22 protein-coding genes and 1 tRNA gene are annotated in these 26,372 nt (G+C 49.2%); 11 read left to right on the top strand and 12 right to left on the bottom strand.

Annotation, left to right across the window (positions count from 1 at the left end):
• The first annotated feature begins 3 nt into the window (after positions 1–3).
• Positions 4–1,473 (top strand): bifunctional 2-methylcitrate dehydratase/aconitate hydratase, encoded by a 1,470-nt coding sequence (locus V202x_RS04285; protein ID WP_145171525.1) that lies wholly within the window; start codon positions 4–6, stop codon positions 1,471–1,473.
• Between the two features lie 68 nt (positions 1,474–1,541).
• On the opposite strand, the gene V202x_RS04280 is transcribed toward V202x_RS04285, so the two are convergent.
• Together V202x_RS04280 and V202x_RS04275 are read right to left on the bottom strand one after the other, a co-directional pair.
• Complete coding sequence (locus tag V202x_RS04280) at positions 1,542–3,074, bottom strand: class I adenylate-forming enzyme family protein (protein ID WP_145171523.1); 1,533 nt, start codon at positions 3,072–3,074, stop codon at positions 1,542–1,544.
• Between the two features lie 66 nt (positions 3,075–3,140).
• On the bottom strand, positions 3,141–3,698 hold the full coding sequence (locus tag V202x_RS04275; protein ID WP_145171521.1) for a hypothetical protein: 558 nt from the start codon (positions 3,696–3,698) through the stop codon (positions 3,141–3,143).
• Between the two features lie 369 nt (positions 3,699–4,067).
• Between V202x_RS04275 and V202x_RS04270 the strand changes: the two genes are divergently transcribed.
• Positions 4,068–4,997: a DUF1559 domain-containing protein gene (locus tag V202x_RS04270; protein ID WP_145171519.1), complete on the top strand. Its 930-nt coding sequence runs from the start codon at positions 4,068–4,070 to the stop codon at positions 4,995–4,997.
• Positions 4,998–5,077: 80 nt separating this feature from the next.
• Positions 5,078–5,581, top strand: coding sequence for a carboxypeptidase regulatory-like domain-containing protein (locus V202x_RS04265; protein WP_145171517.1), 504 nt, complete (start codon positions 5,078–5,080; stop codon positions 5,579–5,581).
• Positions 5,582–6,495: 914 nt separating this feature from the next.
• On the opposite strand, the gene V202x_RS04260 is transcribed toward V202x_RS04265, so the two are convergent.
• Both V202x_RS04260 and V202x_RS04255 read right to left on the bottom strand, forming a co-directional pair.
• Positions 6,496–6,912: a hypothetical protein gene (locus tag V202x_RS04260; RefSeq protein ID WP_145171515.1), complete on the bottom strand. Its 417-nt coding sequence runs from the start codon at positions 6,910–6,912 to the stop codon at positions 6,496–6,498.
• Between the two features lie 89 nt (positions 6,913–7,001).
• Positions 7,002–7,979 carry a DUF1559 domain-containing protein gene (locus tag V202x_RS04255; RefSeq protein ID WP_145171513.1) on the bottom strand — a complete coding sequence of 326 codons (978 nt, stop codon included), beginning with the start codon at positions 7,977–7,979 and terminating at the stop codon, positions 7,002–7,004.
• Between the two features lie 451 nt (positions 7,980–8,430).
• On the opposite strand from V202x_RS04255, the gene V202x_RS04250 reads away from it, so the two are divergent.
• On the top strand, positions 8,431–9,258 hold the full coding sequence (locus tag V202x_RS04250; RefSeq protein ID WP_145171511.1) for a dimethylarginine dimethylaminohydrolase family protein: 828 nt from the start codon (positions 8,431–8,433) through the stop codon (positions 9,256–9,258).
• Here the strand turns inward: V202x_RS04250 and V202x_RS04245 are convergent.
• A complete protein-coding gene (locus V202x_RS04245) occupies positions 9,220–10,431 on the bottom strand; it encodes a hypothetical protein (RefSeq protein WP_145171509.1) in 1,212 nt (403 codons plus the stop codon). The two genes, V202x_RS04250 and V202x_RS04245, sit on opposite strands and share 39 nt — an antisense overlap.
• 767 nt (positions 10,432–11,198) lie before the next feature.
• Between V202x_RS04245 and V202x_RS04240 the strand changes: the two genes are divergently transcribed.
• From V202x_RS04240 to V202x_RS04230, 3 genes are all read left to right on the top strand, one after another.
• The gene (locus tag V202x_RS04240) at positions 11,199–11,555 is read left to right on the top strand and encodes an STAS domain-containing protein (protein ID WP_144983074.1); all 357 of its coding nucleotides are present in this window, start codon (positions 11,199–11,201) and stop codon (positions 11,553–11,555) included.
• 211 nt (positions 11,556–11,766) lie between these two features.
• Positions 11,767–12,210, top strand: a complete 444-nt coding sequence (locus tag V202x_RS04235; RefSeq protein ID WP_232098833.1) for an ATP-binding protein — start codon at positions 11,767–11,769, stop codon at positions 12,208–12,210.
• Between the two features lie 145 nt (positions 12,211–12,355).
• Positions 12,356–12,428 (top strand) — tRNA-Asn (locus V202x_RS04230).
• A 306-nt stretch (positions 12,429–12,734) separates the two neighbouring features.
• Here the strand turns inward: V202x_RS04230 and V202x_RS27355 are convergent.
• From V202x_RS27355 to V202x_RS04220, 3 genes are all read right to left on the bottom strand, one after another.
• A complete protein-coding gene (locus V202x_RS27355) occupies positions 12,735–13,664 on the bottom strand; it encodes an SRPBCC family protein (protein ID WP_197993222.1) in 930 nt (309 codons plus the stop codon).
• An 84-nt stretch (positions 13,665–13,748) separates the two neighbouring features.
• Positions 13,749–13,898, bottom strand: a complete 150-nt coding sequence (locus V202x_RS27350) for a hypothetical protein (RefSeq protein WP_197993221.1) — start codon at positions 13,896–13,898, stop codon at positions 13,749–13,751.
• An 88-nt stretch (positions 13,899–13,986) separates the two neighbouring features.
• Positions 13,987–14,886 (bottom strand): helix-turn-helix transcriptional regulator, encoded by a 900-nt coding sequence (locus V202x_RS04220; protein ID WP_145171505.1) that lies wholly within the window; start codon positions 14,884–14,886, stop codon positions 13,987–13,989.
• A 684-nt stretch (positions 14,887–15,570) separates the two neighbouring features.
• Between V202x_RS04220 and V202x_RS04215 the strand changes: the two genes are divergently transcribed.
• The 4 genes from V202x_RS04215 to V202x_RS04200 all read left to right on the top strand — a co-directional run bounded on the left by V202x_RS04215 (position 15,571) and on the right by V202x_RS04200 (position 22,091).
• On the top strand, positions 15,571–17,112 hold the full coding sequence (locus V202x_RS04215) for a glycoside hydrolase family 172 protein (protein ID WP_197993220.1): 1,542 nt from the start codon (positions 15,571–15,573) through the stop codon (positions 17,110–17,112).
• 260 nt (positions 17,113–17,372) lie between these two features.
• On the top strand, positions 17,373–19,766 hold the full coding sequence (locus V202x_RS04210) for a DUF1549 domain-containing protein (protein WP_145171500.1): 2,394 nt from the start codon (positions 17,373–17,375) through the stop codon (positions 19,764–19,766).
• Positions 19,767–19,784: 18 nt separating this feature from the next.
• Positions 19,785–21,221: a DUF1501 domain-containing protein gene (locus V202x_RS04205; RefSeq protein ID WP_232098832.1), complete on the top strand. Its 1,437-nt coding sequence runs from the start codon at positions 19,785–19,787 to the stop codon at positions 21,219–21,221.
• A 30-nt stretch (positions 21,222–21,251) separates the two neighbouring features.
• Complete coding sequence (locus V202x_RS04200; protein ID WP_145171498.1) at positions 21,252–22,091, top strand: alpha/beta hydrolase family protein; 840 nt, start codon at positions 21,252–21,254, stop codon at positions 22,089–22,091.
• A gap of 316 nt (positions 22,092–22,407) precedes the next feature.
• Here V202x_RS04200 and V202x_RS04195 read toward each other — a convergent pair whose 3' ends face one another.
• The 4 genes from V202x_RS04195 to V202x_RS04180 are packed head-to-tail and all read right to left on the bottom strand — an operon-like array spanning position 22,408 to position 26,032.
• On the bottom strand, positions 22,408–23,115 hold the full coding sequence (locus V202x_RS04195; protein ID WP_145171496.1) for an ATP-binding cassette domain-containing protein: 708 nt from the start codon (positions 23,113–23,115) through the stop codon (positions 22,408–22,410).
• Complete coding sequence (gene devC / locus V202x_RS04190) at positions 23,116–24,279, bottom strand: ABC transporter permease DevC (protein ID WP_145171494.1); 1,164 nt, start codon at positions 24,277–24,279, stop codon at positions 23,116–23,118. It abuts the gene before it with no gap.
• The gene (locus V202x_RS04185; protein WP_197993219.1) at positions 24,279–25,376 is read right to left on the bottom strand and encodes an efflux RND transporter periplasmic adaptor subunit; all 1,098 of its coding nucleotides are present in this window, start codon (positions 25,374–25,376) and stop codon (positions 24,279–24,281) included. The genes devC and V202x_RS04185 overlap by 1 nt, the downstream gene beginning before the upstream one ends.
• On the bottom strand, positions 25,373–26,032 hold the full coding sequence (locus V202x_RS04180; protein ID WP_145171491.1) for a TetR/AcrR family transcriptional regulator: 660 nt from the start codon (positions 26,030–26,032) through the stop codon (positions 25,373–25,375). Before V202x_RS04180 ends, V202x_RS04185 begins: the two co-directional genes overlap by 4 nt.
• Between the last annotated feature and the right edge of the window lie 340 nt (positions 26,033–26,372).

Genomic DNA, 26,372 nt, shown 5'->3' with positions numbered 1-26,372 from the left:
CAGATGAGTGAAACTGACGTCTACGATGCCGCCCGCCCGGAATTTGACCGGGTGATTCAGGACATTGCCGATTATGTATTGGACCTCGATACGGGTCGACCCACGGTTGAGCAATCGAATGAAGCCATGGAGACGGCCCGTTATTGCTGGATGGATACCATCGGCTGCGGGCTGTATGCGCTCAACTACCCTGCCTGTACCAAGCTGCTGGGACCCATCGTACCGGGCGCAGAACTTCCCGGCGGTGCACGAGTACCCGGAACTTCCTATGAGCTTGATCCCGTGCGGGCTGCCTGGAACATCGGTGCTACAATTCGCTGGCTCGATTTTAACGATACCTGGCTGGCTGCGGAATGGGGGCATCCTTCCGATAATCTGGGCGCCATTCTGGCACTGGCCGATTATCAATCTCGAACCGGGACACGCTCGCTGTTGATGAAAGATGTGCTCGTCGCCATGATCAAGGCCCACGAAATTCAGGGCGTCATTGCGCTAGAGAATTCATTTAACCGAGTAGGCCTCGACCATGTCATGCTGGTACGCATCGCCTCAGCGGCTGTCTCCGCACAGATGCTGGGCTGCAATCGCGAACAAACACTCAACGCGATTTCCCATGCCTGGCTCGACGGTTCATCGCTCCGCACCTATCGGCATGCGCCGAATACCGGTTCACGAAAATCGTGGGCAGCCGGCGATGCGACTTCGCGCGGTCTTTTTCTGGCCATGTTGGCCCAACGTGGAGAAATGGGCTATCCCACTGCCATTACTGCACCAACCTGGGGGTTTCAAGATGTTTCATTCAGAGGCGACACTCTCTCTTTCAGCCAGAAGTTTGGAACCTATGTGATGAAAAACATCTTGTTCAAGATTTCATTCCCGGCCGAGTTTCATGCCCAGACCGCAGTCGAAGCCGCTTTGATATTGCATGAGGAAGTGAATGAGCGCCTTGATGAAATTGAACAAATCGTGATCGAAACACAAGAATCCGGAAACCGCATCATTAACAAAACGGGACCCCTCGATAACCCTGCTGACCGAGACCACTGCCTGCAATATATGGTTGCTATACCCTTGATCTTCGGGCGACTGACGGCCGAAGATTACGAAGACGCGGTTGCCGCTGATCCACGAATCGATGCACTACGCAACAGAATGCAATGCCGGGAAAACGAACGTTTCACCCATGAATACCTGATATCCGACAAACGCGCCATCGGTAACGCCGTACAAGTCTTCTTCAAAGATGGCACCAAAACTGAGCGAGTCGAAATCGGTTATCCGGTCGGACATTACCGCCGGCGTGCTGAAGGGATTCCTTTGTTGAAGGAAAAGTTCGAACGCTATTTACGTGGCGGTGTTTCGGAAACAAGTGCGAATCGCATCCTCGAAATCTGTTCGGATCAAGAGGCATTCGAATCAACGTCTGTCGAGGAAATGATGTCGCTATTAGTCGCCTCTCGCATTCCGAAATAAACAAGCTTTGCTTGAATGGATGTCTGCATTATTATGAATCGACAGCGGATGCGACTAGCTCAAGCCGCTTAATCACCAAAATTCTCTGCAACTAGCTCCTGAAGCTGATGACGATCAAACTTGCCAGTACCCGTGCGTGGCAATTCGTCAAAGAACAGATAGTGCACCGGATTTTTATATTCAGCAAGTTGATCCGCGACGTAGGCGCGAATGGTTTTTTCGCTCGAATCGTCTTGCTTTCCGATCAGCGCGACACACGCCACCGGCAGCTCGCCATCTCTCGGATCGCGTAAGCCTACAACAACGGCAGCATGCACTAATGGATGCTCATCAATGATCGACTCAACTTCCGCGGGGGCAATGTTGGAACCGCGGCGGACGATCATCAGTTTCTTTCGACCGATGAACCAGACATATCCATCATCGTCAAAATGCCCCAGGTCGCCAGTATGCAGCCATTCACCTCGAAATAAATCTGTTGTAGCTTGTTCGTCATTCCAGTAGCCGATAGTCGCTGAGGGCGTCCGCAGCACAATTTCACCCGTTTCACCAGAGGGACAGTCATCTCCTTCGGCTGTGACGATCCGCAACTCGGTATCAGGAGTTGGTAATCCAAGCGATCCCCACTTACGGGTTCCAAAACGGGGATTCGCCGCGTAGTAACCTCCGATTTCTGTCATGCCCGCACCTTCCATTACTTCCCAGCCTAACAGGTCACGGAAGCGATGGTGAAGGTCTGTCGGGACCGCATCTCCCGAACCGATGCTGTTTTTGAGCGTTGGTAGTCCTGTCGGATTCTGTTCCAGGTATTCCACGAAATCCAGAAGGTCGCTGGCAAGCATCCCATATTCAGTGACCGATTCGGCTTGAATTATCGAGACGGCCGAGGCAGGAGTGGGCCTCATGGAAAGGACGACTCGCGCACCGACCGACAGGGCAGGCATCAACTGAGTCTGCAAACCACCGGCATGACTGATGGGCTTGCCCACCAGCACGACATCCTCACTCGTAAATTCAAAAATCTGACGCGAGGTCTCGATCCCGGCAAATGCTCCTGCGTGGGAATGGATGACTCCTTTCGGATGACCGGTACTGCCAGATGTAAAAAGAATGAAAGCTGGATTGCCTGGTTCCACATTGATTCCCGATACCAGTGCCTCAGTTTCTAATAATACCGAAAAGGGATGTATGTCATCTGGTGTGCTGTGAGTCGAGCCAACCGAAACCGCAATCATGCCCTCGTGTGTAGGGAGTAGCGGTTGAACAATTTGCATCTTATCGACATGGAACAAAATCATCCGGGCGTCAACGCGCTCAACGACATCAATCACTTCCTCGGCGACATAGCGATAATTCAGGGGAACGGCTACAGCACCGATCTGGTAGCAAGCAAGAGTTGTCAGGATCGCTTCCAGACAATTCGGCAGGAACCAGGCCACACGATCTCCCTGGTGAATTCCCAGCTTTTGTAATCCGCCCGCGACTTTCCGAACCTGATGCTCCAGATCTGCATAACTGACGCACTCACCCTCGAATTGAATCGCTGTTTTAGTAGGACACTGTCGAACGGAATTTTTGAGAAGCGCCTGGAGATGCGTCATGAAGTTTTTGTCCCCTCTTTTTCATTCATTTTATCATCGGCCTCATACGCTTTGCAAATCATGAAGTCAGACAGTTTTTTCCGTCGAGCAGGAAACGCATTTCATGAGAGGGTGTTCAATACACTTCTCCTGGCACTCAATTGGGTCTGGTAAATGACATACGTGAATAGCGCGTACACCCGCGCATATTTCGTGGAAAGAGCTTTGTAATACTTCTCTTCCTTGCGGATCCATTCCAGAAGTCGTGTAGATTAGAAAATCAGGTTTGGTGTAGGCGATTGCGGCAACAGCTAAGATACAGCGAGGGTTTCCGGCATTGCAATTAAGTCGTTCATGAACCGGTACGGGCAGTTGAGTAATGATTTCTGACGCAGCTTGACGTGAGCAGCGCGCAGTGCGTGCGAACCAATTGCTGGCACATTTTGAAAAGAAGTGATCGAGCCAGCGCGGCTGAATTGTAAACAGACTTGCAAAGTGTGCCGTATACCCAGACGTGCGGAGTCTACTAACTAGCGATTCAGAGACAGCGAATACATCAGAGTCGCCGATGTGGCAGCAAAGTGAATCTTTACTATGTTCGATCTGTTTGAGAATCGATGCTACTTGAGTGAATTCGTGACTCATGATTACAGTTCAAAGGTAAAGGGAGACTGTTTTTTTCACGTTTAATATTTATTTCATTCGCGATGATATTCCGATCTTACGATATTAATACCTGTAGAATATTGTTTTGATATACGAAAATCTGTTTTGTACAAGATGCCATAATTGTCTCTGAAGCTTTAAATTCGATACTTTCAAACTGAATTTTGCTGTAAACTGCGTTGTTTCTAAATAAAGATAACTATTGGTTGATCATGAGGTACTGTAGAAAAAGTTCAATTTAAGTGTAAATCCTCCTGGATATAAAATTAATCACGTGTATATTAATAAACTAATGTATTAATTGATATTCGATCACTTAAATTTATTTCTTTTCTACAGGAGTCGATCATGAGTCATAAACCACGTCGGCACGGATTTACACTGATTGAATTATTAGTCGTGATTGCGATTATCGCAATTTTGATTGCCTTGTTGTTACCAGCCGTCCAACAGGCCCGCGAAGCCGCGCGACGGAGTTCGTGCAAGAATAATCTGAAACAGATTGGCTTAGCACTCCACAATTATCACGATGCTTTTCGTACGTTCCCTCCTGGCGGAATCACAGTGGGAAATTGTTGCGGAACCAAAAGCGGAATCACCTGGGGGATTTCGATTCTACCTCAACTCGATCAGGCATCCTTATTTCAACAGTACAACTCAAACGTGTTCAACGAAGATCCTCCCAATGCGGCTGTCAGGGAGCAACTCGTTGTTGTCTATAACTGCCCATCGGATGACAACGCCGGAAAATTGAGACAACCGGCGAGCGGACCGGGCAGTGGGTTACAATATCGTATGAGTTCCTATCGCGCCGTTTCTGGGAAAACCGATACGAGTGGCTGGATGGATAATGCCGATGGATCAGGTCTACCTGAGAACTGGAGAGGCTTGTTACATAGTATTGGAACGAATAGTTTCACGGTAGAGAAATTCAGTACAATTAACGATGGCACTTCGAATACAATCGTGGTGGGAGAGTATCATACGAAGTCACAGCCCCGCCGGGGGACCTTCTGGGCCTACACATACACTTCATACAACCAGTCTTCCTTTGTCGCCCAGCGTCGCACACTTCTCCCTGATTATGATCGTTGTGTGGCGATCGGAGGTGCAGGAGGCAGCAACGCTTGCAAACGTGGTTGGGGAAGCATGCATGTCGGTGGCATGCAAGTTCTGCTGGCAGACGGATCAAGTCGCTTTCTCAGTGAAAATATCGACTTAACACTCTTTCAAAACTTGGGATCAATTTCAGGAGAAGAAATCATTGGAGAATGGTGATCGATCAGTTCCTTGAGTGGAATGGTTACAGCCAGATTGAAAACTTATGGTTTGAGTTCTGTTTAAGGAGTGCTTTACAGATGAACGACTATTCGATTCCGCAATTGTTTCTGATGATTAATGCACTAGTGGTTATGACAGGCTGCGGGGCTGATGAAGTAAAGCTGGCTTCTGTTGCCGGTACTGTGACGATGAATGATCAACCGTTACCAGGAGCCACCGTACTGTTTCGCCCGCGAACGACGGCGGAGGACAGTGAGGACAAAGGAGCCGCTGAGTCATTCGGTAAAACGGATGAAAATGGACGGTATGAACTGGCACTGGTGATGACAAACGACGATGGAGCCGTCATCGGGCCGAATGACGTGATCATCACGCTTGATGCGTTCGAGGAAATCCTGCCTTCCTACGATGCTTCTGGAAAGGACCGTCGCGGTCCGAATCCGATTCCACCACAATACAATTCAAAAACGGCACTGGAATTCAATGTTCCTCCGGCAGGAGCCAAAGACGCCGACTTCAAACTCGTCAATCCGGATTTCAAAGTTCCCGATAAAAAAGCAAACCCCGAACGCGATGTGTGATGCTTATCAACGGGTACTGCTCGTAGACTGGAATTACTATTTGATAATAAAAAAAAGACGAGGCGCAGGAGATTCCTGTTTCGTTCCTGTGATCGGATCATTATTGGGAGAACCGCGTTTTTAACTTCAATTGAGAAAATTATTTTCATTCGATGTCTTTTTCTCTGGAATCGCTTGTCTTTTAGCCGAATCTTCTCTTATACCGTTTTTGAGGGGAGAATCTTGAGGAAGTGCATTACTAATTAACGAGGGATTTGATTCCCCGACATCAGCGTTCGCTTCCTCGATTTTTGCCGCTACAATATCTGGATCTTCGGTAAAAGCCAGTCCATCAAATGAATGGAGCGTCTGGCCTTTATTCTACACAAGAGTCAACTGATAAGTCCCCCTCTTAAACAAACTGAACCATTGATAATGGTATGTGTCCAAACCCTGGTCATTCTGCTGAGGTCCCTCTTCCTGGCTAAATCCGACCATTATCTGGCGTGCTTCATCGATGGAGACATCTCGAACGCCGTTAGCAATTTCCTGTAGTGCGGAGACAGACGCATCATAGTTCTGTTTCGCGCGATACTCGATGGCTACGATGACAATCAGAACGGTAATTCCTCCCTAAACTAGGATCCGTTCGAGAGGATTCCGTTTGTGTGGATTTTCTGAGTAAACGCAAATGAGCATCTCCCCAGAGAGCAGGACGTATCGGGTCGGGCAGGGAAGAGAACGGCATGGGGGTAAATCAAACCCGTTGAGTGGTCAATTTGTGTGATTCAAAGGATGGTTCTGTAAACCGTTTTGGAAACAGAACTATGCCTTCTGTCGAAAAATCTCTCACAAAGCAGGAGATGAAGGCTCTAGAAATAAAAAAAGGCCAGGCTGATCCACCTGGCCTCCGATTCGATGATCTCTTTTTAAGGTTAGCTTTTCTCGAAGACAACAGTCGGGTTATTATCTCCTTCGTTGACGGTCACCTTGAGGTCGCTGGTTGCCTCATTCCAGTATTTGTCGGGCATTGATGTATCCATCGTGACCCCTGTTGGCTGCATCTCAGGATCATCTGGTGCTTGCGGCTTGGGAGCGAGATAGACAGTGTAAGTTCCCACTCTGACTTCTTCACCGACGGAAAACTTTCCGTCTGCAGCGACTGGTGCGGTATAGGCTTGTCCCGAGGTGCTATCGAGAAACATCAGCACTGCGTCCGCGTCAAAAGGGCGGTCCCCGATCTTTGCAGTTCCAGTAAGTGTACCGGTTTTGAATTCCGGTCCAGAAGCGCCGCAACCACTGGAGATGAGAACAACGCACACCAGGATAATCAGGACTCCATACTTTCTCATAGCGATTTCTTTCATTCACTGAAATTTGAAAACAACAATTCACACACATAGCAGTATTTGATTGCGGGGCACAGGATGCCGAATATCGTTTAAAATTCTCCCACGGGAACCCCATCGTAACGTACACATAATTTTTTGAGTGTGAGGAAGTCGATATTCTCAGAGAGAAAATGAACGCTACCGTCGCCCAGCAGAACATGTATTCCACCGGTGTGTTCAGAATTGATAACGGTATTATTGCGATATTTTCGGTCAGTGGCTCCGGTCTGAATGATGTTGGAGTTCGGAGCAAATCGAACACAAGTTGTGCCAGCCGACCATAAGTCAGAACAACTGGGGCCGCTGACCCGGGAATCGTTGCGCGCTCCATGCCATCCACCATAGTAATTAGCAGTCAGGTTTTGCCCGTTTACCCGGCCAGATTGTTCAGCAACAATAATGGTATTCGAAGAGCCATCGATGATCTCTGCGATCGCAATACATTCGTTTGAGAAAAACGTTCCGTTATCACACGACCACCCATGACTACAGTCTCGCGTTCCCTGATTAGCATCAGGACCAGGGATAGGTCGCGCTGCTCCTTGAATACCAGCGTAGTGATGGTTGAGACCTCCAGCAGTATTGTTACTGACTCCCGAATTATCAAACGGCTTGAGAACACTGGAAGGACACAGGAATACTGGCATCTTTAAACCGATCAATACTTCATTGCCGGTGTAGGTTAATCCGTTGAACGTTGCATTCACATCATCAAAGGTCAGTTGATTATAAACGGTAGCTTGATCGATATTCGGCAGAATCATTGTTCGCCAGTTCGTTCCGTCACGAAGCGGCCATTGATTGTTGGTCATTCCATAGTTACCCTGTGGAAACTTGCGATGGGTATCATGGTAGTTATGCAGTCCCAATCCCAGTTGCTTCAGATTGTTTTTGCACGTGCTTCGTCGGGCCGCTTCGCGAGCCTGCTGGACGGCTGGTAAAAGTAAGGCAATTAAGACTGCGATGATCGCGATCACGACTAACAATTCAATCAGTGTAAATCCATATCGACATGTTTTATTCCTCATGGCCCACTCCTTAAAAAAGAAATAAATTCGAGCAATCAACAACTAATATTAATACATTAGTTTATTAATATACACATGATTAATTACATGTCTATAAGACTTTACATGTAAAGTGGGATTTTTTTACATCAGATCATGAGGAACAAAACATTAGTTTTATTAATAAAAAGGCCTCTTATGTTCTTTAAAGCGGTCTGGTTGAAGTAAGATTCGCTATTTTGAACACTACACCATCGGCATTAATGAGAACATGAGTTATGTACGAGGATTGATGTTCTTTTGAACAGTAATTAAACCTTAAGAACCGGGAAGAATCGGCCATATATGAGCGATTTGGTATAGTAGCTTCAGACTTTTTGGGCGTATCAATAATTCAAACAGGACGCTTCATACTAGAGTATAATTAATAAAGAAGATCTTGTTTGAGTAATCATACAGAAAGAAAAGGTCATTGAGTTTCGATACGCCGACCATTTTGATGTGTCCTCCTGACTATTACGGCATTGAATATGAAATCAATCCGTGGATGAGCCGTAGTCAGCAAAGTGATCCAGAAGTGGCCCGCCAGCAATGGGAGTCTCTCTATCAAGTTCTCAATTCTTTAAACGCCAGAATTGAATTACTGACTCCCGTTAAGGGCTTGCCTGATCTGGTCTTTACGGCGAATGCAGGGCTGATCTGGAAGGAGCGTGTCTTTCTGGCGCTGTTTCGACACGAAGCCCGACAAGGGGAAACGCCCGTTGATCAGGAGTGGTTTCAGGACGCGGGATTCGAAACGATTGAAATGCCCGACGACTATTTCTTTGAAGGCGCCGGCGATGCACTCTTTTGTGGAGAGACGCTCTTTGCCGGTTATCTGATCCGTAGTGATGTGAGGGCGATGCAATGGGTGGCCGAAAAAATGAATTGCCGAGTGATTCCTCTGCAACTCGTCGATGACTTTTACTATCACCTCGATACCTGTTTCTGTCCTTTGAGTGAAACGGAAGCCATCTATTATCCGCCAGCCTTTGATGAGTATGGGCAGCAGGCATTGAAAGAACATGTGCCGCATTTAATTCCTGTCGTGGAGAAAGAAGCACAGCGGTTCGCCTGTAATGCCGTTGTCATTGGGAAATCAGTGGCTCTCAACACGGGATGTCCGCAATTGGAAAAAGATCTCAACCAGCTTGGTTATGAGACCTATAGCACTCCCCTGGATGAGTTCATCAAAGCCGGTGGTTCTGCGAAATGTCTGACCTTAAGGTTGGATGGAGAGTGCGCGGCTGTTTGGCCTTAAGGGGGAATTGAAATTCAAACGACTCATGCGTGAGATTCCTTCCGATGTGACTTCAGAGGGAAAGAAACGTGTTCCGGTTTGCGCGAGCGACGAATCACGGGGCTGTGAAAGATGTCGTAAAGGAACAGCGCCTGAAGACGCTTCAAAAACTCCGTTACCAGGAGAAGTGAGTGTGACTTGCACTTCCCCCAGCGCATAGACATTTAAATTATGTTCGGGAGTGGGAGCAGGTAATCTGACAATCCAGGTTTGATCATTGGGTTGTCCCGCACCGAATCGGTTGCCGACGCGCGGCGTTTGTGTTTCCGGAGTCGAAGAACTGTTACAGGTCCAATTTGCCAATGTCATCGTTTCGACCGGCTGTACTGCGAACTGCTGATCCCAAACATGTAGCAGCTGTTGTCGCTGGCCATAGAGAGTGATATGAACTGTTCCGGAAATTCTGGCCGGATTTCCTCGTCGGTCGAAGCCTTGCACACGAATGGCTAATGCGTTCCAGTCTGCTTTACCTCGTGTATTCAATGGAGTCGCCTGCACCCCAATGTTTGCTAACTTGCCTGAGATGGGGGCTTGTTCCGGAGGCGGTGGAAACCTGTCTGAAGCTGGCGAGGACTCCCACGCTTGTTGCACAACCAAATTTCGCATCAATCCCAGTGCATAGCCACGCTCAAGCGTGGGTACTCCTTCTGGGTAATACTGATGAACTAAGGGCACATACGCATCGAGGGGATCATCGTGGATTCCAATAATCACACCGCGGTTGCAACTTGAGTGATATGGAATCTGATTCGGTTGATTCAAAAACGGAGGGGGCGCTGTTTCTGTTTCATATTCACTGGGAGAGAACGGATCACGCATCAGATTCGGAACTGAAGTTGTATGAGTGGTATGAATCAAATCAGGATTCGCAGCCGCGATTTGGATGGTCTGCTGATCGTAATGGCTGCCATCAATGGAAAGTCGATTGATGTGATCCAGGGGAATTGTTTGTTGTTCTTGTTGCCCTTTGTTTGATGTTTCCAGGACCAGTGTTGCCGATGGTCCCCACTGAATCCGGTCTGCTGTTATGCGGTTTCCATCTGTGAGTTCGATTTCGACAGCAGCCTGTAGCGTGGCGGTCGAAATTAGATAGAAGCACAGAATCAAGAGTAAGTCGTTGAATCGGCTTTTCATGATGTTCCCTGTTGAATACTCAGATAGCCCAAGCGAACTGCTACGAAATGAGGATGGTCAGACAGGATTGAGGGGCAAACAGTGCGCCCGAGACGTGGGATCTTCTCTATCGGGAAATCATCAGGCTTTGAATTCTTAAGCTTCCAGGCAATTTGGCATGGTTATGACAGTTACATTTCGTGTTTGGCGAGAAGAACAGCGTGATTTGAATTCGGTTCGATGGAAATGATGCGGATTCTGAACACGTGAAAGCGAACTGTGACTCCCATTTGTTTCAGTTACTTAACACGTTTCTCAAAGTGACGTTCGGCAGACTTTACAAAAGTTGTCAGTGAATGCGATCTGTTTGAAACAGGTCGTAGTTTGTCCGTTTGTTGTGACTTTTCAGCTGGGAATGAGCAGAAATTGACAATCCGAGTCAGCGAAATTACACAAAGTCTGCTGAATATGGCACTTAGACCCCGATAATACGGCAAACAATCTTGCGAATATGCTTGACAGCAAGGAATGAAAGCGTGATGATCATGCTTAACGCAGGATGTGTTGTCCTCACTCAAATTGATGTTAGTCTAACGGGAATATCTGTTTAGATAATTTCTTTTTTAGACAAAGCAGGTATAATTTGTTACTTTAATCAATTCGTTTTTATGATCGATTCCGATCGGGCCAGGCAATCGTAGACAATTCAGATCAACGATAGTGCGTTCATAGGGAATTCATGTGCCAACGTCGGATTTTGTCTTTTTAGAAGAGGGTGGGCTGGAATTATGGCTGCTGGTCACCGTCGTGTTGACATTGAGGAAGTCTCGGATGTCACCATTGCAAAGTTTATTGACAAGAAGATTCTTGATGAAGGAAACATCCAGATCATTGGGACCCAATTATTTGGACTTGTTGATGAAGATGGACGCAAAAAAATTGTTCTCGACTTTTCCAATGTAGAATATCTTTCCAGTGCTGCACTGGGAAAATTGATCACCTTGGATAAAAAAGTAAAAAAGGCAAAAGGCAAATTGAAACTTTGTTCAATTCGTCCCGATATCTATGAAGTGTTCGCTATTACCAGACTGAATCAACTTTTTGATATCGCTGAAACACAGGAAGCCGCTCTTGAAGGCTTTTAGCTTTGGCCCGGCAATTGCGGAGTGGATGCTCTGCGAGATCAATTGCCGCTCCATCAAAGCGAAAGTTGAGAGCAAACGTTGTGAGATGTTTAAAAATTGGGGTAAATGAAAAATCATTCTTATTTGAACTTTATTCCTGAGCCGTGATTAATTAAATATCTCTAAATTTAGTAACTGCACAAACACCAGAAATCGTGTGCTGGCCAAATTCATGTCATCGGACGAATACTTTGAAGTAACGATTCCTAGCGACACCTCGGAAGGTCAGGCTGTGCAAGTCCAGATTGTCGAGGCACTTGAGGTACGTGAATACCCGGAACGCGATGTCTTCGGAGTCCGCTTGGCTCTGGAAGAAGCGCTGGTAAATGCCATCAAACATGGCAATAGAATGTCGCCCGACAAGAGTGTGGAAATTAAATGCTGGATCAACGATGAACGAGTTCGCGTCGAAATCCAGGATGAAGGCCCCGGCTTTAATCGGAGTGATGTTCCCGATCCGACATTACTCGAAAATCTCGAACGGCCCTGTGGACGCGGGATCATGCTGATGGGAGCCTTTATGAATCTCATCGAGTACAACGAGCAAGGCAACAAAGTCACTCTGGAAAAGATTAAAGGGGTTGCCCCGGAACAGCCCAATACAGAAGGTGAGTAATTCGAAATAGTTACGAAATTCTCAGAATGCTAAAATTATTGGGAATTTTATCAAAACGCTGCTGTTAAGTTCGGTTGACTTCATCCTATCCTCACAATATCTTATACCCACACTGAGGTTAAGAATTTCTTAATCTTCAATCTAATCCTCGATAGCTCAATCGGTAGAGCGAGCGGCTGTTAACCGCTAGGTTCAAGGTTCGAGTCCTTGTCGAGGAGCTTTTTAAACTGGTCACGATCCAAATTACTAACCCTCAGTCAGAAGTTGTTTTCTGACTGAGGGTTTCGTCTTTAACGTTTATATGGACTTAAGTCTGGTTCAGGTTGCAAACATCTCTACAATCGATGCAAGCAGGCGACTGATCGGATTCGCTTCGGTCAATGCAACCATGGTGGGTTTCATCATGAATCAAACTCTCTTGGTGTAACGATTCAACTCAGCAGTCCGGGCCTCTGAGTCGGCTATGAAGTTCCACAAACGAACATATAAGCCGGGACAGCTGTAGCGCCTAGTTCGGCGTGCCTTCAATTCGCCGTAGTCGCCTGGTACAGCTCGATCAACTCACGGCTCGGCCCCAGGACTAACGCCATCCGCATGGGCTCGGGGTGATCACCCGACATGATCACGTCGAGCGGCGTGCCGTCCCATCGTTGCTCCGGGACCGGGATATCGGTGGGCGTTCCGCCGGCGGCGAGTGCCCGAGTGTAGGCAGCATCGACATCGGTCACGCCGAGCGCGAGGTGGTTCAGCGGGAATCCGGGCGGAGACATGGGCCACTGGCCGGCGGGGTGCAACTCGACGTAACGCCCATCACCGGCCTCCAAAAACACGCTCGCCACGCCGAAGGGAAACTCTCCGGAGGCGCGCTTCCCCACAATGTCTCGAAACTCTTCCCGCACTGTCAATCCGAGACCGACAGTGTAGAAACGAGTCGACGCCTCCATGTCGGCGACGAACAGACTGACGTGGTGTAGCGTTGGCCGGCTTGCGGGGCAGAACACGTACTGGTTCGGGTCCAACTCACCGAGTTGGCTTTGGATTGCTCTCGTGGATGCAGTTGCGGCCTCCTGCGTTTGCTTTGTCAAGCCGAGGCCGCGCTCCATGATTTCGGCGACGGTGTCGGCGAGTTCATTTGGCAGCAGGTCAGCGGTCCAAACCACCCGGCACCCCTGGTCATCGCCAATCACTTGCGCGGAAGCATTGTGGTGTTCGAATGGGCCGGCGACAACCGACCAGACCAGACGCCGGGAGTCGTCGTCCACGGAGATGATTCGCTCCCTCAGGACGAGGCCGTCGGAGAAGGTGACAACGCGAATCCCTCCGCCGTCTTCGAGCGTCGTGTTGGTTACGAATCCAGGGGCCACCCGAGTGTGGATAGCCCCAATGTCCTGAATTGCGTCCCACACGGCGGCGGCCGGAGCCGCGATGACAATCTCTTTCCGAATCGATGCCAAGGTGAAATCCTCTCAAAAATACATAAAAGTTGTATCCGGTGACGCTTGCCGCCGGACGAAGTTCGGCTGAAACCAAAACGTTAGTTACTTCATATGACCGGAGTACTTGGCCGGGCTCTCCTTCACTGTTTTGGCGCAATCCTGACAGCAGACGGCGATTTCCTTCCCATCAGCCTGAACCTTGAAGGCTTCTTTGATTTCCCAACTGCACACGGGACATTTTTTCGCATTCATATCATCTTCCTTTGAATTGGACACCAATTAACATATTGCAGCGACTTGCGCCAGCGATTTAAAGGTGATGATAGCCGAAGTCGAGAACTCAGGCTTCCAGATTCTTGCTCATTTCGCGAAGCGATTTGCGCGTTAGGGTGTGTCGCATGTCGGATGGCGAGCAGCCGAACTCGCGGCGGAAGGTGTCAGTGAAATGGCTGTGGCTGGAGAATCCGAGGTCAAGCGCCAGTGCGGTTAGATCACTAGCGCCGGCGGCAAGCTGTTCAAGCGAAGTGCGGAGGCGTAGGCAAATAAGGTAGCGATGGACGGGCATCCCGGTATGTCGCCGAAACACACGTGCGAGATGGAAAGGCGATGCATCCACTGCGCGAGCGACATCGTCGAGAATAACGCGTTCCCCAATACGGCTTGCTACAAAGGATTTAGCCGCCTCGGCCAGATCAATATGATCCGCATCCGTACGCGGTCGATGCCGTTTCTTCGGCAACCCGGTGCGTTGGAATGCAGCGTTGAGCACATCAGTAATGAGCAGCATTGCCTTCTCATCGACCCAGAGCGAGTCTGGCGGATAGGATTGAACAGACTCAAGGACCGTCACCAGTTCACGATGCTGGTAGAAAGTCCGCGAATCGCATGGGCCTGTGACAAACGGGAACGGTCGATCGGGGTGATCGCTGATCGAGGGATCGAGTTCGTGGATCATGTCGTTGAGAACATGCGGCGAGACAGAAAAGATCGTTCCACGATCACCACAGTCGGCCGGATGGCTTACGCGATAGGTCGATCCTTTTGAGAAGAACGTCGCTTGATTGACATCGCTAGCGACAATACGCTTTCCCACATGTTTGCAGAACACACCGTGGCGCATGAGAACAATTTTGTTATCGCTGGAATGCTCTTCTTCCGCTGGTCCACCTCGACAGGCACTGCAGCGATAGTCGCTCAAGCTGACGATGGAACTGTTGTAGAGTGATTTGTATTCAAGCATACTTCTAACCGCTCATCCTTGACCAACGCTCAGATAGAAAATAACCACAATGATCTTCTACGAAATTCATGTTCCTCTTTCAGATATTTGGGGCCACTAGCTAAGAAGCAATTCGGCGTTCTGAGCCAGCTTTTCAAGCAGCAGTTGGCATTGCTCAGGCGCCGTCGTTTCAGGACCAATTGTTAGGTGAGCAACCGAAGCGTTGGCAATAGTGAGGCTTGCGACGTAGGATTTGGCCGCCTCGGCCAGGTCAATATGATCCGCATCCGTAAGTGGTCGATGTCGCTTCTTCGACAATCCCTTGCTACAAAATACGTCCATGACACTCTCGATCACGTCCGATTCGTTAAATGATTATTCCAATGGCATCACGAGATCCTCCAAAATTGGTTTAAACGCAAATATACGCCGTATTGACTAATCCGTCAAAAAATGACAATATATTTATCAAGAACCAAATGATACTTTTGTAAGACGTAATTCTCTTCCACGTCAGCACTAACGACTTCGCATACTCTGACTCTAAGTCGTTACTAACGTCGCCCTCTAGTCACTTAAAAATCTGAGTCACTCGTGCCCGACGGATACCAGAGTGTTGGTCGTCGAAAGAAGTTCGACCTATAATCTTCGTCTATGAACATAAAATCAAATGACCATCGACAAACAAAATCAACAATGAAACTAATGAAACTTCGGGCCACTTTGTGGCTTTTATTGTTGATTTCAACGCCTGCTGTCTGTCCAGGGGCCGGCGCGTCCCCGCCAATTCGACAGACATCAACGTCATGGCAGTTGGATCTTCCCGACCACCCCGTTTCGCGACGTATCAGTCTACGCAGTGAATTCAAGGGTAAGCAAACCTTCGGAACGCTAATCGGTCCTGGATGTATTCGTCGCATCTGGGTAACGGGGAATTTCATCAGTCGAAAGGACATTTTACGAATTTACTTCGATGGCGAAACAATCCCGTCTGTCGAAGCACCTCTGCCCGATTTTTTCGGCTTAATGCATAACCTGACTCAACCGGGAAAGAACTATCAGATCAATAGTCCATTCCTCTCGGTTAAGCCGAAACTGGGGATGACGTGTTATCTTCCGATGCCCTTTGCCAAGGGGGCACGTATTGAGGTTGAATCGCCTGAGGGAAGCATCGTCTACATGATGGTCGATTGGCACGATTATCCAGGTCAGCAATTGAAGGAAAAGATGCGATTTCGTGCCCGTTGGCGACGAGAATCTCCGGTTGCGGATTTTGCAGACGACTTCATAATGCTGGATGCAGCCGGACCGGGAAGGTTAATCGGATTTGTTTACGCCGTCGATATGCTGGAAAGCCGACACAAGATGCGCTGGAGCCATGGTGGAGCAGACAACATCTACATTGATGGTCTTGGCGACCAGCCTTCGTTTCTACGTGGCATTGGTGGTGAAGATACTTTTGGCGCCTCTCATGGAGGCGCCGATTATGTGCCGCAGACATTTCTCTATTCGGACATGCCTTACTACATTCAAAAAGATGCCAAAGGCGAACGGCAAAAACTGGTAGGTTATCGTTTTTTTGCCAAAGACGAAGTCCACTTTAACGAATCGTTACATATCCGCTTTGGCGCACGAGCGCATGATATTTCATCAACTGCGTATTGGTATTCTGAAGAGCCGGTAAGGCCGTATTTCAAGATGCCGCCGGTAAAGCAGCGCTTACCGCAAACAAAAATTCTCCGAGGCGAATATGATCTTCCGTTACCTGACAGTGGTTCGTGGTGGTTAGCAGGACCTTTTGCGAAGGTAGAATCTCTACCAATGCGTGATGGTAAGTTTAATCCTAAAAAATCATTTCTTGATCGTGCCTGGAAGAAGCGCGACTCAATCCGAGGATTTGTTGAGTTCAATCACGTTTTGCGTCCCAAGGCGTCCAATGCAAATTCTCCCACGTTAGACGGATGGGCTGTTGCGTATTGCAAATTAGAGGCTCAGTCGGAAATGACCGCGGAATTCCGTTTGGCTTGGGACGACCATTTGATCCTCAAGCTAAACGACGATCCCACTGTCGATCTTGGATCACAGCCCTACATTCGTACAAGAACTCTGAAAGTGAAACTACTAAAAGGGACTAATAAGTTACAGGTCTGGCTGAGCAATCAAGTAGGTGTGACGCGCGGCGCCTGGAACTTTGCGTTTCGTGCTACTGCACCCAATAGCAGGATCATTCTACCCAGGTCTGAGTAAGTAGACCACACTGTCGAATACAATCAATTTTACAAAGCATTACCGTTTCACGACTTTTGGAATGGGTTCGAATGCGAGTCTTTACGAAGCGTATTTTGTAACACCAGCTTTGTGTAGCGCATACTAACAATCGTTATCCTCTGGTTACCAAAAACGTCGGACCAGAAATCGTTAGAAGTTTGTTTGTTTATCTGTGACGATGTCCGCTATAATAAAAGAACTTAGATGTCATTTATTATCGATCATGCAAAGAACAATCAATGAAATATTTTTATACAATGTTATTCGTGCTTTGTGGTATGTCAGTATGCGATGCGGATGATGTGCTACCGAAGCCCCAGTCTGCTGTCGATTTTGCTCATGAAGTGATGCCTGTGCTCCAGAAGCATTGCGCGAAATGCCATACGGGCGACCAGAAAAAGGGCGGCCTGGCGATGAATACGCGGGCCGAACTGCTGGCTGGAGGAGAGTCCGGTAAAGTGGTAGTCCCAGGCTATGCGGCAAAGAGCCATATGATCGAATTACTTGAATCGTCCGACGATTCCGTCTGGATGCCTCCGGAAGGTCCCCGTGTTTCGGCAAAGGAGATCGCAACTCTGAAAAAATGGATCAATCAAGGAGCGCCCTGGGACACGGGAATCACGTTAGGTAAGTCTGCCTGGGAACCCCCGCTGAAACCCCGCCTTGTCACCCTGCCCCCAGCACAAAACGGCCGCGATCATCCGATTGATCGACTACTGGATGCCGATCTCGCCAAGCGAGGACAATCGCGTCCTCTACCGGTTTCAGACGCTGCCTTTCTTCGTCGGGCTACCCTCGACGCCATTGGTCTGTTGCCGATGCCTGAAGAATTGCAGGCGTTCGTCGCGGACCAATCAAGCCATAAACGCGAACAGTGGATTGATCAGCTGCTGGCGAACGACATTGCTTACGCCGATCACTGGTTGACAACCTGGAACGACCTTCTGCGCAACGATTATACAGGCACCGGCTTTATCACCGGTGGACGCAAGCAGATCACTCCGTGGCTCTACGCTGCGTTGCGCGAAAACAAGCCTTATGATGCGTTCGTTCGCGAACTGATTTCGCCGACGACCGAATCAGCTGGCTTTATCGACGGGATCAAGTGGCGCGGCGATGTGAACGCAAGCCAGACGCGCGAGATCCAATTTGCCCAGAACGTCTCGCAGGTTTTTCTTGGCATCAACATGAAGTGCGCCAGTTGCCACGACAGTTTCATTGATCGTTGGACTTTATCAGAGGCCTACAATTTAGCCGCGATTTATTCTGATCATCCCCTTGAACTCAATCGCTGTGATAAGCCGACAGGCAAGATGGCCACGCCAAAATGGATCTTTCCCGAGTTGGGGGATGTTGATTCGAAAGCCCCTAAAAACAAGCGACTCCAGCAGTTGGCTGTGTTGATGACACATCCCGACAACGGGCGATTCACCCGGACGCTGGTCAATCGGATTTGGGCGCAACTCATGGGCCGTGGCATCGTGCATCCGGTCGACGCGATGCATACGCGGCCCTGGAACGAGGATTTGTTAGATTACCTTGCGGTGCAGTTTGCGAAGGATGGTTATGATTTGAGGAAGTTCACCCGCTTCATCATGACGTCGCAGGCTTACCAGTCGCAGGCCGTGATTCTGGAAAAAGAGCCGGGTGAAGATTATGTTTACGCGGGGCCCATCGCCAAACGAATGACCGCTGAGCAACTTCTGGACTCGATCTGGCAGATAACGGGAGGGAATCCCGCCGTTGCGGAAGCCAAGGTGGACCGCTCAGAGAAATCGGAAGCAGAAAATTCGAAGTCCGCATCGGAACTGTTGGTGCCCACACCGATTACCGCCTACTGGATTTGGCACAGCGGCGAAGTGGGCAAGAAATCACAGCTGCGAAAGAAGTTTAGGCTCAACGCGACTTCGACCGGTGCGAAATTGATGGCAACGTGTGATAACGCCTTTGTCATGAAAATCAATGGCGCGAAAGTCGCCACCTCTCGAAGCTGGAAGAAGCCGGTCTATATCGACATCACACCACATCTTCAGGTGGGGGAGAACCTGATTGAAGTCGATGCGGAGATGTTCGGAGGCGCTGCGGGATTTATTTGTCAGATCGCATATTTAGATGGTGTTGATCAAAAAGAAATTACGAGCAACAAATCCTGGGAAGCGCGTTCTCCGGCCGGAAAGTGGGCCGCGGCAGCAGAACTCAATCTGCACGGCAAGCCCCCCTGGGGCGCTGTTCTGGATCCCAAAGTGAATGCAGGTCCGTCGTTTCTTCCCGCGCCACCAGTTCGTGCGGCTTTAGTAAAGAACAATTTTCTGATGCGCTCGTTGGGTAGACCACATCGCGATCAGGTAGTGACAACCAGGCCCGGCGAGTTGACCACCTTGCAGGCAATAGACCTTTCGAATGGAGATATCCTGGCCGAGTACCTCCGAAATGGTGCAAAACATCTTGTCGGCAAAGAAATGAATAGTGAGGAGTTGATCGTTCTGCTTTTTCGATATGCCCTCTCACGTGACCCCTCAACCGCAGAGCGAACCGTTCTAGCTGAAGTTGTCGGAGATGGCCGCGATCCTATCGCTGTTGAAGACCTTTTGTGGATCGTCTTCATGAAACCTGAATTTCAAATGATTCGTTAGTTCAAAGTCGATAATCTTATGATGACACTCGAAGAAAAAATTTCCCGCCGTGACCTGCTCAAAAAACTAAGCGCGGCATCTCTTGGTGCACTAGCAATGGGAGCCCCTCGCGCCTGGGCCAATTCCGAAGCGGTAAAACAACCGTCTGCCAAGGCCGATTCCTGCATTCTCATCTGGCTTGCCGGAGGTATGGCCGCCCCAGATACATTTGATCCGAAACGCTATCTGCCTTTTGAAAAAGGGCTTGAAGTGGAAAAAATTCTAAGCACATTTCCGGCGATTGATACTGCAGTCGACAATATCAAAATTACAAAAGGCATGGAGCAGATTGCCAAAGTTATGGATCGAGGCACACTGATCCGCTCCGCAGTACAACCGGATCTTGGTCACATTCTGCATTCCCGCCACCAGTATCATTGGCACACCGGCTATGTCCCGCCGCTCACGGTCGCTGCTCCGCACATCGGAGCCTGGATGGCGAAGGTGCTTGGACCGAAAAATCCGGTTGTCCCGCCGTTCATTAATATTGGCCAGCGGCTTGAAGGAGTCGGGGAAAAGGAAGAACTCAAAGCTTTCACTACCGCCGGTTTCTTTGGTACGGAATACGGCCCGATGAATCTACCCTACCCGAAAGACGCCGTTCGCTCTGTCCAACCGCCGAAGGGAATGGAGCCCGGACGGTTCGCCAATCGTTACCGGCATTATCGTCAGTTGATCGACAAAAACCCAAATCGTGAATGGATGAGCGATTACCAGCAGGAATCGATGCTGCGTTCGATGGACGCGGCGCATCGTTTGTTGCAGTCAAAGGAAAAGCACGCCTTCGATCTGACTCTGGAGCCAATGGAGTCTCGAGAGATTTACGACACAGGCCGATTTGGACGGGGTTGTCTTCTGGCGCGCCGTTTGGTTGAGTCAGGGGCTCGATTTGTCGAAGTGACCACCGAATACATCCCCTTTATCCATTGGGATACGCACGAGAATGGTCACACCACTGTGAAACGTCTCAAGCAGGAGATTGACCGACCGATCGCACAGCTCGTTCTCGATCTCGAAGCAAAAGGCCTGCTCGATCGTACCCTTGTTATCATTGCCAGCGAGTTCAGTCGCGACATGATGATTGAGGGAGTCCCGGGCTCTAACGCGAAAGATCAGTCACGCGCCAAGACCGAGAAACTAGCAGAGATGAAACATTATGGTCTGCACCGTCATTTCACTGGCGGCACAAGCGTCGCCCTGTTTGGTGGCGGCGTCAAAAAGGGCTTTCTCTACGGTAAGACGGCCGATGAGCGGCCTCTGCTTGCGGTCGAAAACCCGGTGTCCGTTGAAGACTTACATGCCACGATCTTCACCGCGATGGGCGTCAGCCCGAAAACGGCTTACGACGTCGAGAAACGTCCCTTCTTTGCGACAAAGGACGGACACGGCAAACCAGTGACAGAAATATTCGCCTGAGATGTAACCAATAATGGGATTGAGTAAGCGATGATGAATCGATTCTGTCTTGTTTTTCTAAGCCTGTTCAGTTTCACGGTGGCGACCGCCGCAGAACCCGTAATTTCAGAAGGCAACAAGTCTCTGCCACTGCCGGGTGAGTCCTTCAAGCTTGATGAGCACGACGCATTCGTTATTCTACCACCAAATGCAGACGCTAACATTCCATGGATTTGGTACGCTCCCACTCTTAGCGGGCTACCGGCCAAATCTGAGGTTTGGATGTTCAAACATTTTCTCGCGAAAGGCATCGCCATCGCGGGTATCGACGTTGGCGAATCTTTTGGCAGTCCACAGGGTCGAAAGATCTACACGGCCTTCTATGATTATCTGGTGAAGAAACGTGGCTTTCGCAAGAAGCCATGCCTGCTGGCACGCAGCCGCGGCGGACTGATGCTTTACAGCTGGGCAGTCGAGCATCCGCAATCCGTGGGCGGAATCGCTGGTATTTATCCGGTCTGTAACATCAAGAGTTATCCCGGCATTGCGCGTGCCGCTGGCGCTTATGGATTAACCCCTGCACAATTCGAACTGGAATTGTCCAAATACAATCCAATCGATCGACTGAAACCACTTGCCAATGCCAGAGTGCCTCTTTTCCATATCCACGGTGATAATGACAAGGTTGTGCCTTTGGAAGCAAACTCCGCAGAACTGGCCAGTCGTTATAAGGTCTTTGGTGGTCCCGTTGAAATTGAAGTGGTCACGGGGCAGGGGCACAATATGTGGAAAGGCTGGTTTGAATCCCAAAGACTTACCGACTTCGCGACAGCTTGCGCGCTGGGGCACCCCCTGGAAAAACGTAAAGCGGCAGCCCGGTTAGAGCGCTGATCAGCACAGTGACCACATACAATTTGCCACATCGCTTATGCCACCTCCAGTTCTTTGAGTAAAAAAAGGAATACGAGCAATGCAAACAAGATTGCGCAAGCTGCGGACGTGGCATGGACTATTAGAAAGGATTGCCAGCCATTCCAAGGCTGAAACCCTTCGCTGATCTTGTGTTTCATGAACGATGTCTGCAGAATCCCAACGATCCAGATACGGCTAATCGTATGAAGCAACCACGAGCAGGCAATCAGTCCAATAAAAGTGATCAGAAATCTTATCACGATTCTTGAAAATAATCTTTTCGTTGAGTGTGTTTTCATTCACTGGCTTTACTTAACGCGCTTGAATCTTTGATCCGTCCATCCTCCATCTCGATGATTCGTTCTGCAATATCCAGTACTCGGGAATCGTGTGTCACCATGAGAATTGGAACTCCACGCTCTCGTGCGAGTTTCTTCAACAGATCGACGATACTCCTGCCAGATTTGCTATCTAATGCGGCAGTTGGTTCGTCTGCCAGGATCAAAGAAGGATTGCCAACTAGCGCACGAGCAATCGCGACGCGTTGTCTTTGCCCCCCGGACAGGCCAGAGGGTTCGTGCCTCATGCGATCGCTTAAGCCAACGGCAGCCAAAGCCTCGGCAGACCTGGAAACGATCTCGTTTGACGACACAAGTCCCTGCATTTCCAGCATCAATTCGACATTCTGTGCTGCCGTCAGAAAGGGGAGTAAATTATGCTGTTGAAAAATGAATCCAATCTGCTTGCGTAGTGAAACCAGTTCTGACTCTGTCGCTTGATGCAACGAATGTTCTAGAACGGTTAACTCTCCCTCCTGAACTTGTCTGAGGCCGCCAATCAGGGTCAATAGTGTCGTTTTGCCACTGCCACTCGGTCCAGTCAGAAATACGATCTCCCCCGCTTCAACCGAAAAGCAGATGTCGAACAAGATTTGCTTTTGCAGTTCTCCATTGCCGAATGAGAAACAGAGGCTGTTTGCAACGATGGGAGTAGGATTCGACATCTAGAACACGTCTGCTGGTTGAGCGGAAGAAAGTTGTCTAATTGCAATCAGGCCTGACAGACCACACATCGATAAAGTCACAGCAAACACTGTCACCGCGCGATCAATAGTCATGATAATTGGCATTTGGATCGCATCTGTAGCGACCGAATAAATACCGAGAGCCATTAGAAAGCCTGGGACAAACCCAAAAATGGAAAAGATCACGGCTTGGCTGAGGACGATTCGAACCAGAAATGATTGTCGAAATCCCATCGCTTTCAGCGTTGCATAGTGAGGCAGATGATTTGTGACCTCTGTGTACAGGATTTGGTAAACGACCACAAAACCGATGAAGAACCCTACAGCCGTACCCATACCAAAGATAAAGTCGAGAGGGGCGGTTTCTCTTAAGTAAGTTTCTTCGGCATCGACCAAATCTTGACAAGGCAAAACGCGGGCTTCTTTGCCGAGAAGCTCAGAGAGTGAACTGGCCACAGCCTGAGGGTCCGAATCACTTGTTAATCGGACCAAACCGATATCGATCGAGCCGGGGTTGCGATCAGGAAAAAGCCTGAGGAAATTCGCTGGAGACACATACAAATTGCCGTCCGTATTAATAGACACACCCACGGAAACGGAGCCGACGACGTGGACTTCTCGATGATTGACCTCCGTGATCACGCTCCGACTTTTATCAAGTTCGTCAGCAACAGGGCCATAGGTGGGTCGGCTTTGCCGGTCAAAACAAATGCGGTCAGCACGCTCAAGTATCTGCTGCATTGACTCGTAGCCGGGTAGATCCATCATTGGTCGGTCTGGATCGATTCCATAGACGCTGATCGGAAACTCGATATCACTCCACGGATTGCGAAATACAGCGCGCCCAACATAGAGAGATTGCACACGCTCGACCTCTGGATCTGCCAATACCCGGTAGAACATACTCCTTGGGACGGAAGAAGGCTGAAAAATTGTTTTCGTCCGCGGGCTGACGACAACGACATCTGCCGTCAGGCGTTTCGCGACCGCGATACTGCTATCGATGGCTCCGCGGCGAATACCCAGTTGCACTAACATCAGCATGACTGCAACAATCACGCCAGCGGAAGCCACGAGTAACTTGGTCTTATTGTGGCTGACTTGCTGCCACCCCACACGAAGACTCGCAGGTAGACGAACCATCAAGGTAGCCCCCTATCAACTGACAGATCTCTTGACACTTCTGGCTTGATCACCACCTCGACTCTGGCATTCGAAAGCCGCGCGAGCGCCTGTACAACGTCAGGTTCCAAGTCGATGCGCACTTCAACTACGCGGGCATCCACATCGCTCACGGGATCGACAGAGAGAACGTCTTGGCGGCCGACGAGCTGCCCAATTTCAGCAATGGATCCCTTGAACCGTTGATTCATCGAGATGACACTCATTTCAGCGGACATGCCAACAGACAATTTAGCGATGTCGGCCTCAAAGATTTCGGCTACGACCTGGAGATGTTCCATGTCTGCTAACTCTAGAATTCCTTGGTCGCCAATCGTCTCGCCCGCATGCGCGTGAAGCTTCAGCACTTTGCCATCAATAGGCGCAAAAACTTGAGTGGCTTCGAGTAAAGCTAATTGGAGTTGCAGTTCAGCTTCCGCTGTCTTTAGCTCGGCTTCTGATAGTGTGATATCGACCGCACGGACATTTTCCATGGCCGCTAATTCACTTGTAAACTGCTGAATGTTTAGGACCGCTTCGTCAAAACGGAGCTGAACCTTTTCAAGTTCATGAACGGTGATCGCCTTGGAATAATCAAGCCGCTTTGAACGTTCCAATTCCTTTCGAAGCGACTCCATCCGCGTGCGTACGAGTTTCAGTTCGGCACGCTTCGCGTCGATGGTCTCAGGCTCTTCGCCGGATTTGATTTTTTGGAGTCTCGCTAGAGCAGTTGCAACGTTTGCTTTCGCTACCGCAATTTCACTAGATCGTTGAGCAAATGTATCAAATGTGGCAAGCAACTGCCCCTTCTGTACGATATCTCCTGTATTAACGTGTAACTCCGTGATGACTGACGAGCGAGAACCGCCCCAAGGAGAAATACGCCGAATGCGACTACGCGGTTCAATTCGACCGAGCGCGCCAATCCATTTATCCTGTTCCTCGGAAAGAAAACGCGACTTTGCATTACCCGCAACGACACTTCGCAACTCACTCTTGTTTGAGCTAAGTGCAGCGATAGCGATTGTCGCGATAACAACGATTGCGAAGATGATGTTCCAGGACCGGCTTAGCTTCACTTGAGGCCCTCTTTCCGTCGTTTTGTTCGCTGAGTCGTTTTTTTGCTCTTGGTCGATTGCTCTTTGCTGTCTTCTCGAGGTGACAGTCCCACGCGGCTTCGGAATTCATTGCCCACACGAGCGAATAGCTCGTCTTTTGGGTCGATTAACCCCAATAGCTGCCAAACCAGAAGACCGTCGATCGCGAGCCAAATCAGCATCTGCTCCAGACCAACAGACTCATCTTCGAGTAAACGATCGCGCAACTCTGTTCCCATTTCAGTAAGGGGGCCGATGCTGGTACTACGATCAGCAGCTAACGTGAGCATTGATAGCATGAACTTGAAAATGATCGATGGGTCAAGCTCCTGTTTTGTAGTTTCCAACTCCGCATCTGAAGGAAACATGCATGAAACAATTCCACGCGCCCAGCGCATTTCCGAATTGGGGTCAGACGCAATTCTGCCCAAGAGCATATGTTGGCCAACTTCAGCAAAATGCTGTAGCGTGCCGTGCATTAACTCTTCTTTTGTACCAAAATGATAAAGCAATCCGCCTTTGCTGACACCGGCTTCTGCAGCTACGGCATCCAAACTCATCGAAGAGAATCCGTCCCTCGCGGCAACAGCGATTGCTGCTTCACAGATTTTGTTTCGAGATTCGCTAGCTTTGGACATAAATTCTCCTTGGACTTTTTTATTGTACCGTCTGGACGGTTTGTGTCAAGCTCAATTTTACTTGAGTACTCTGTCTGATTTCCATACCAACGCTCACAAACCCAAAATAGCCGATGATTCGTGAATCACCGTGACGACCTCTAAATATTGATCGAAGTATAGTGAGCATTCCTTTTCGAAGATCTGATGTTGGACCCGTAGGGAACATTTAGCATCTGCAAGTTAATCCCGAGCAATCTGCATGGCAATGGCTTGAGTGTTGAGAACACCTCTTGTAATTCATAGAAGCTCCTAAAGGAAAAAAGTGTATTTCTAAGCGAGTCCATCATGAATCTGTTAT

This window comes from Gimesia aquarii, from assembly GCF_007748175.1.
Classification (GTDB): Bacteria; Planctomycetota; Planctomycetia; order Planctomycetales; family Planctomycetaceae; genus Gimesia; species Gimesia aquarii_A.
Note: the sequence above shows the minus strand (reverse complement) of the source record. Positions and strands in the feature narration are given on the sequence as shown.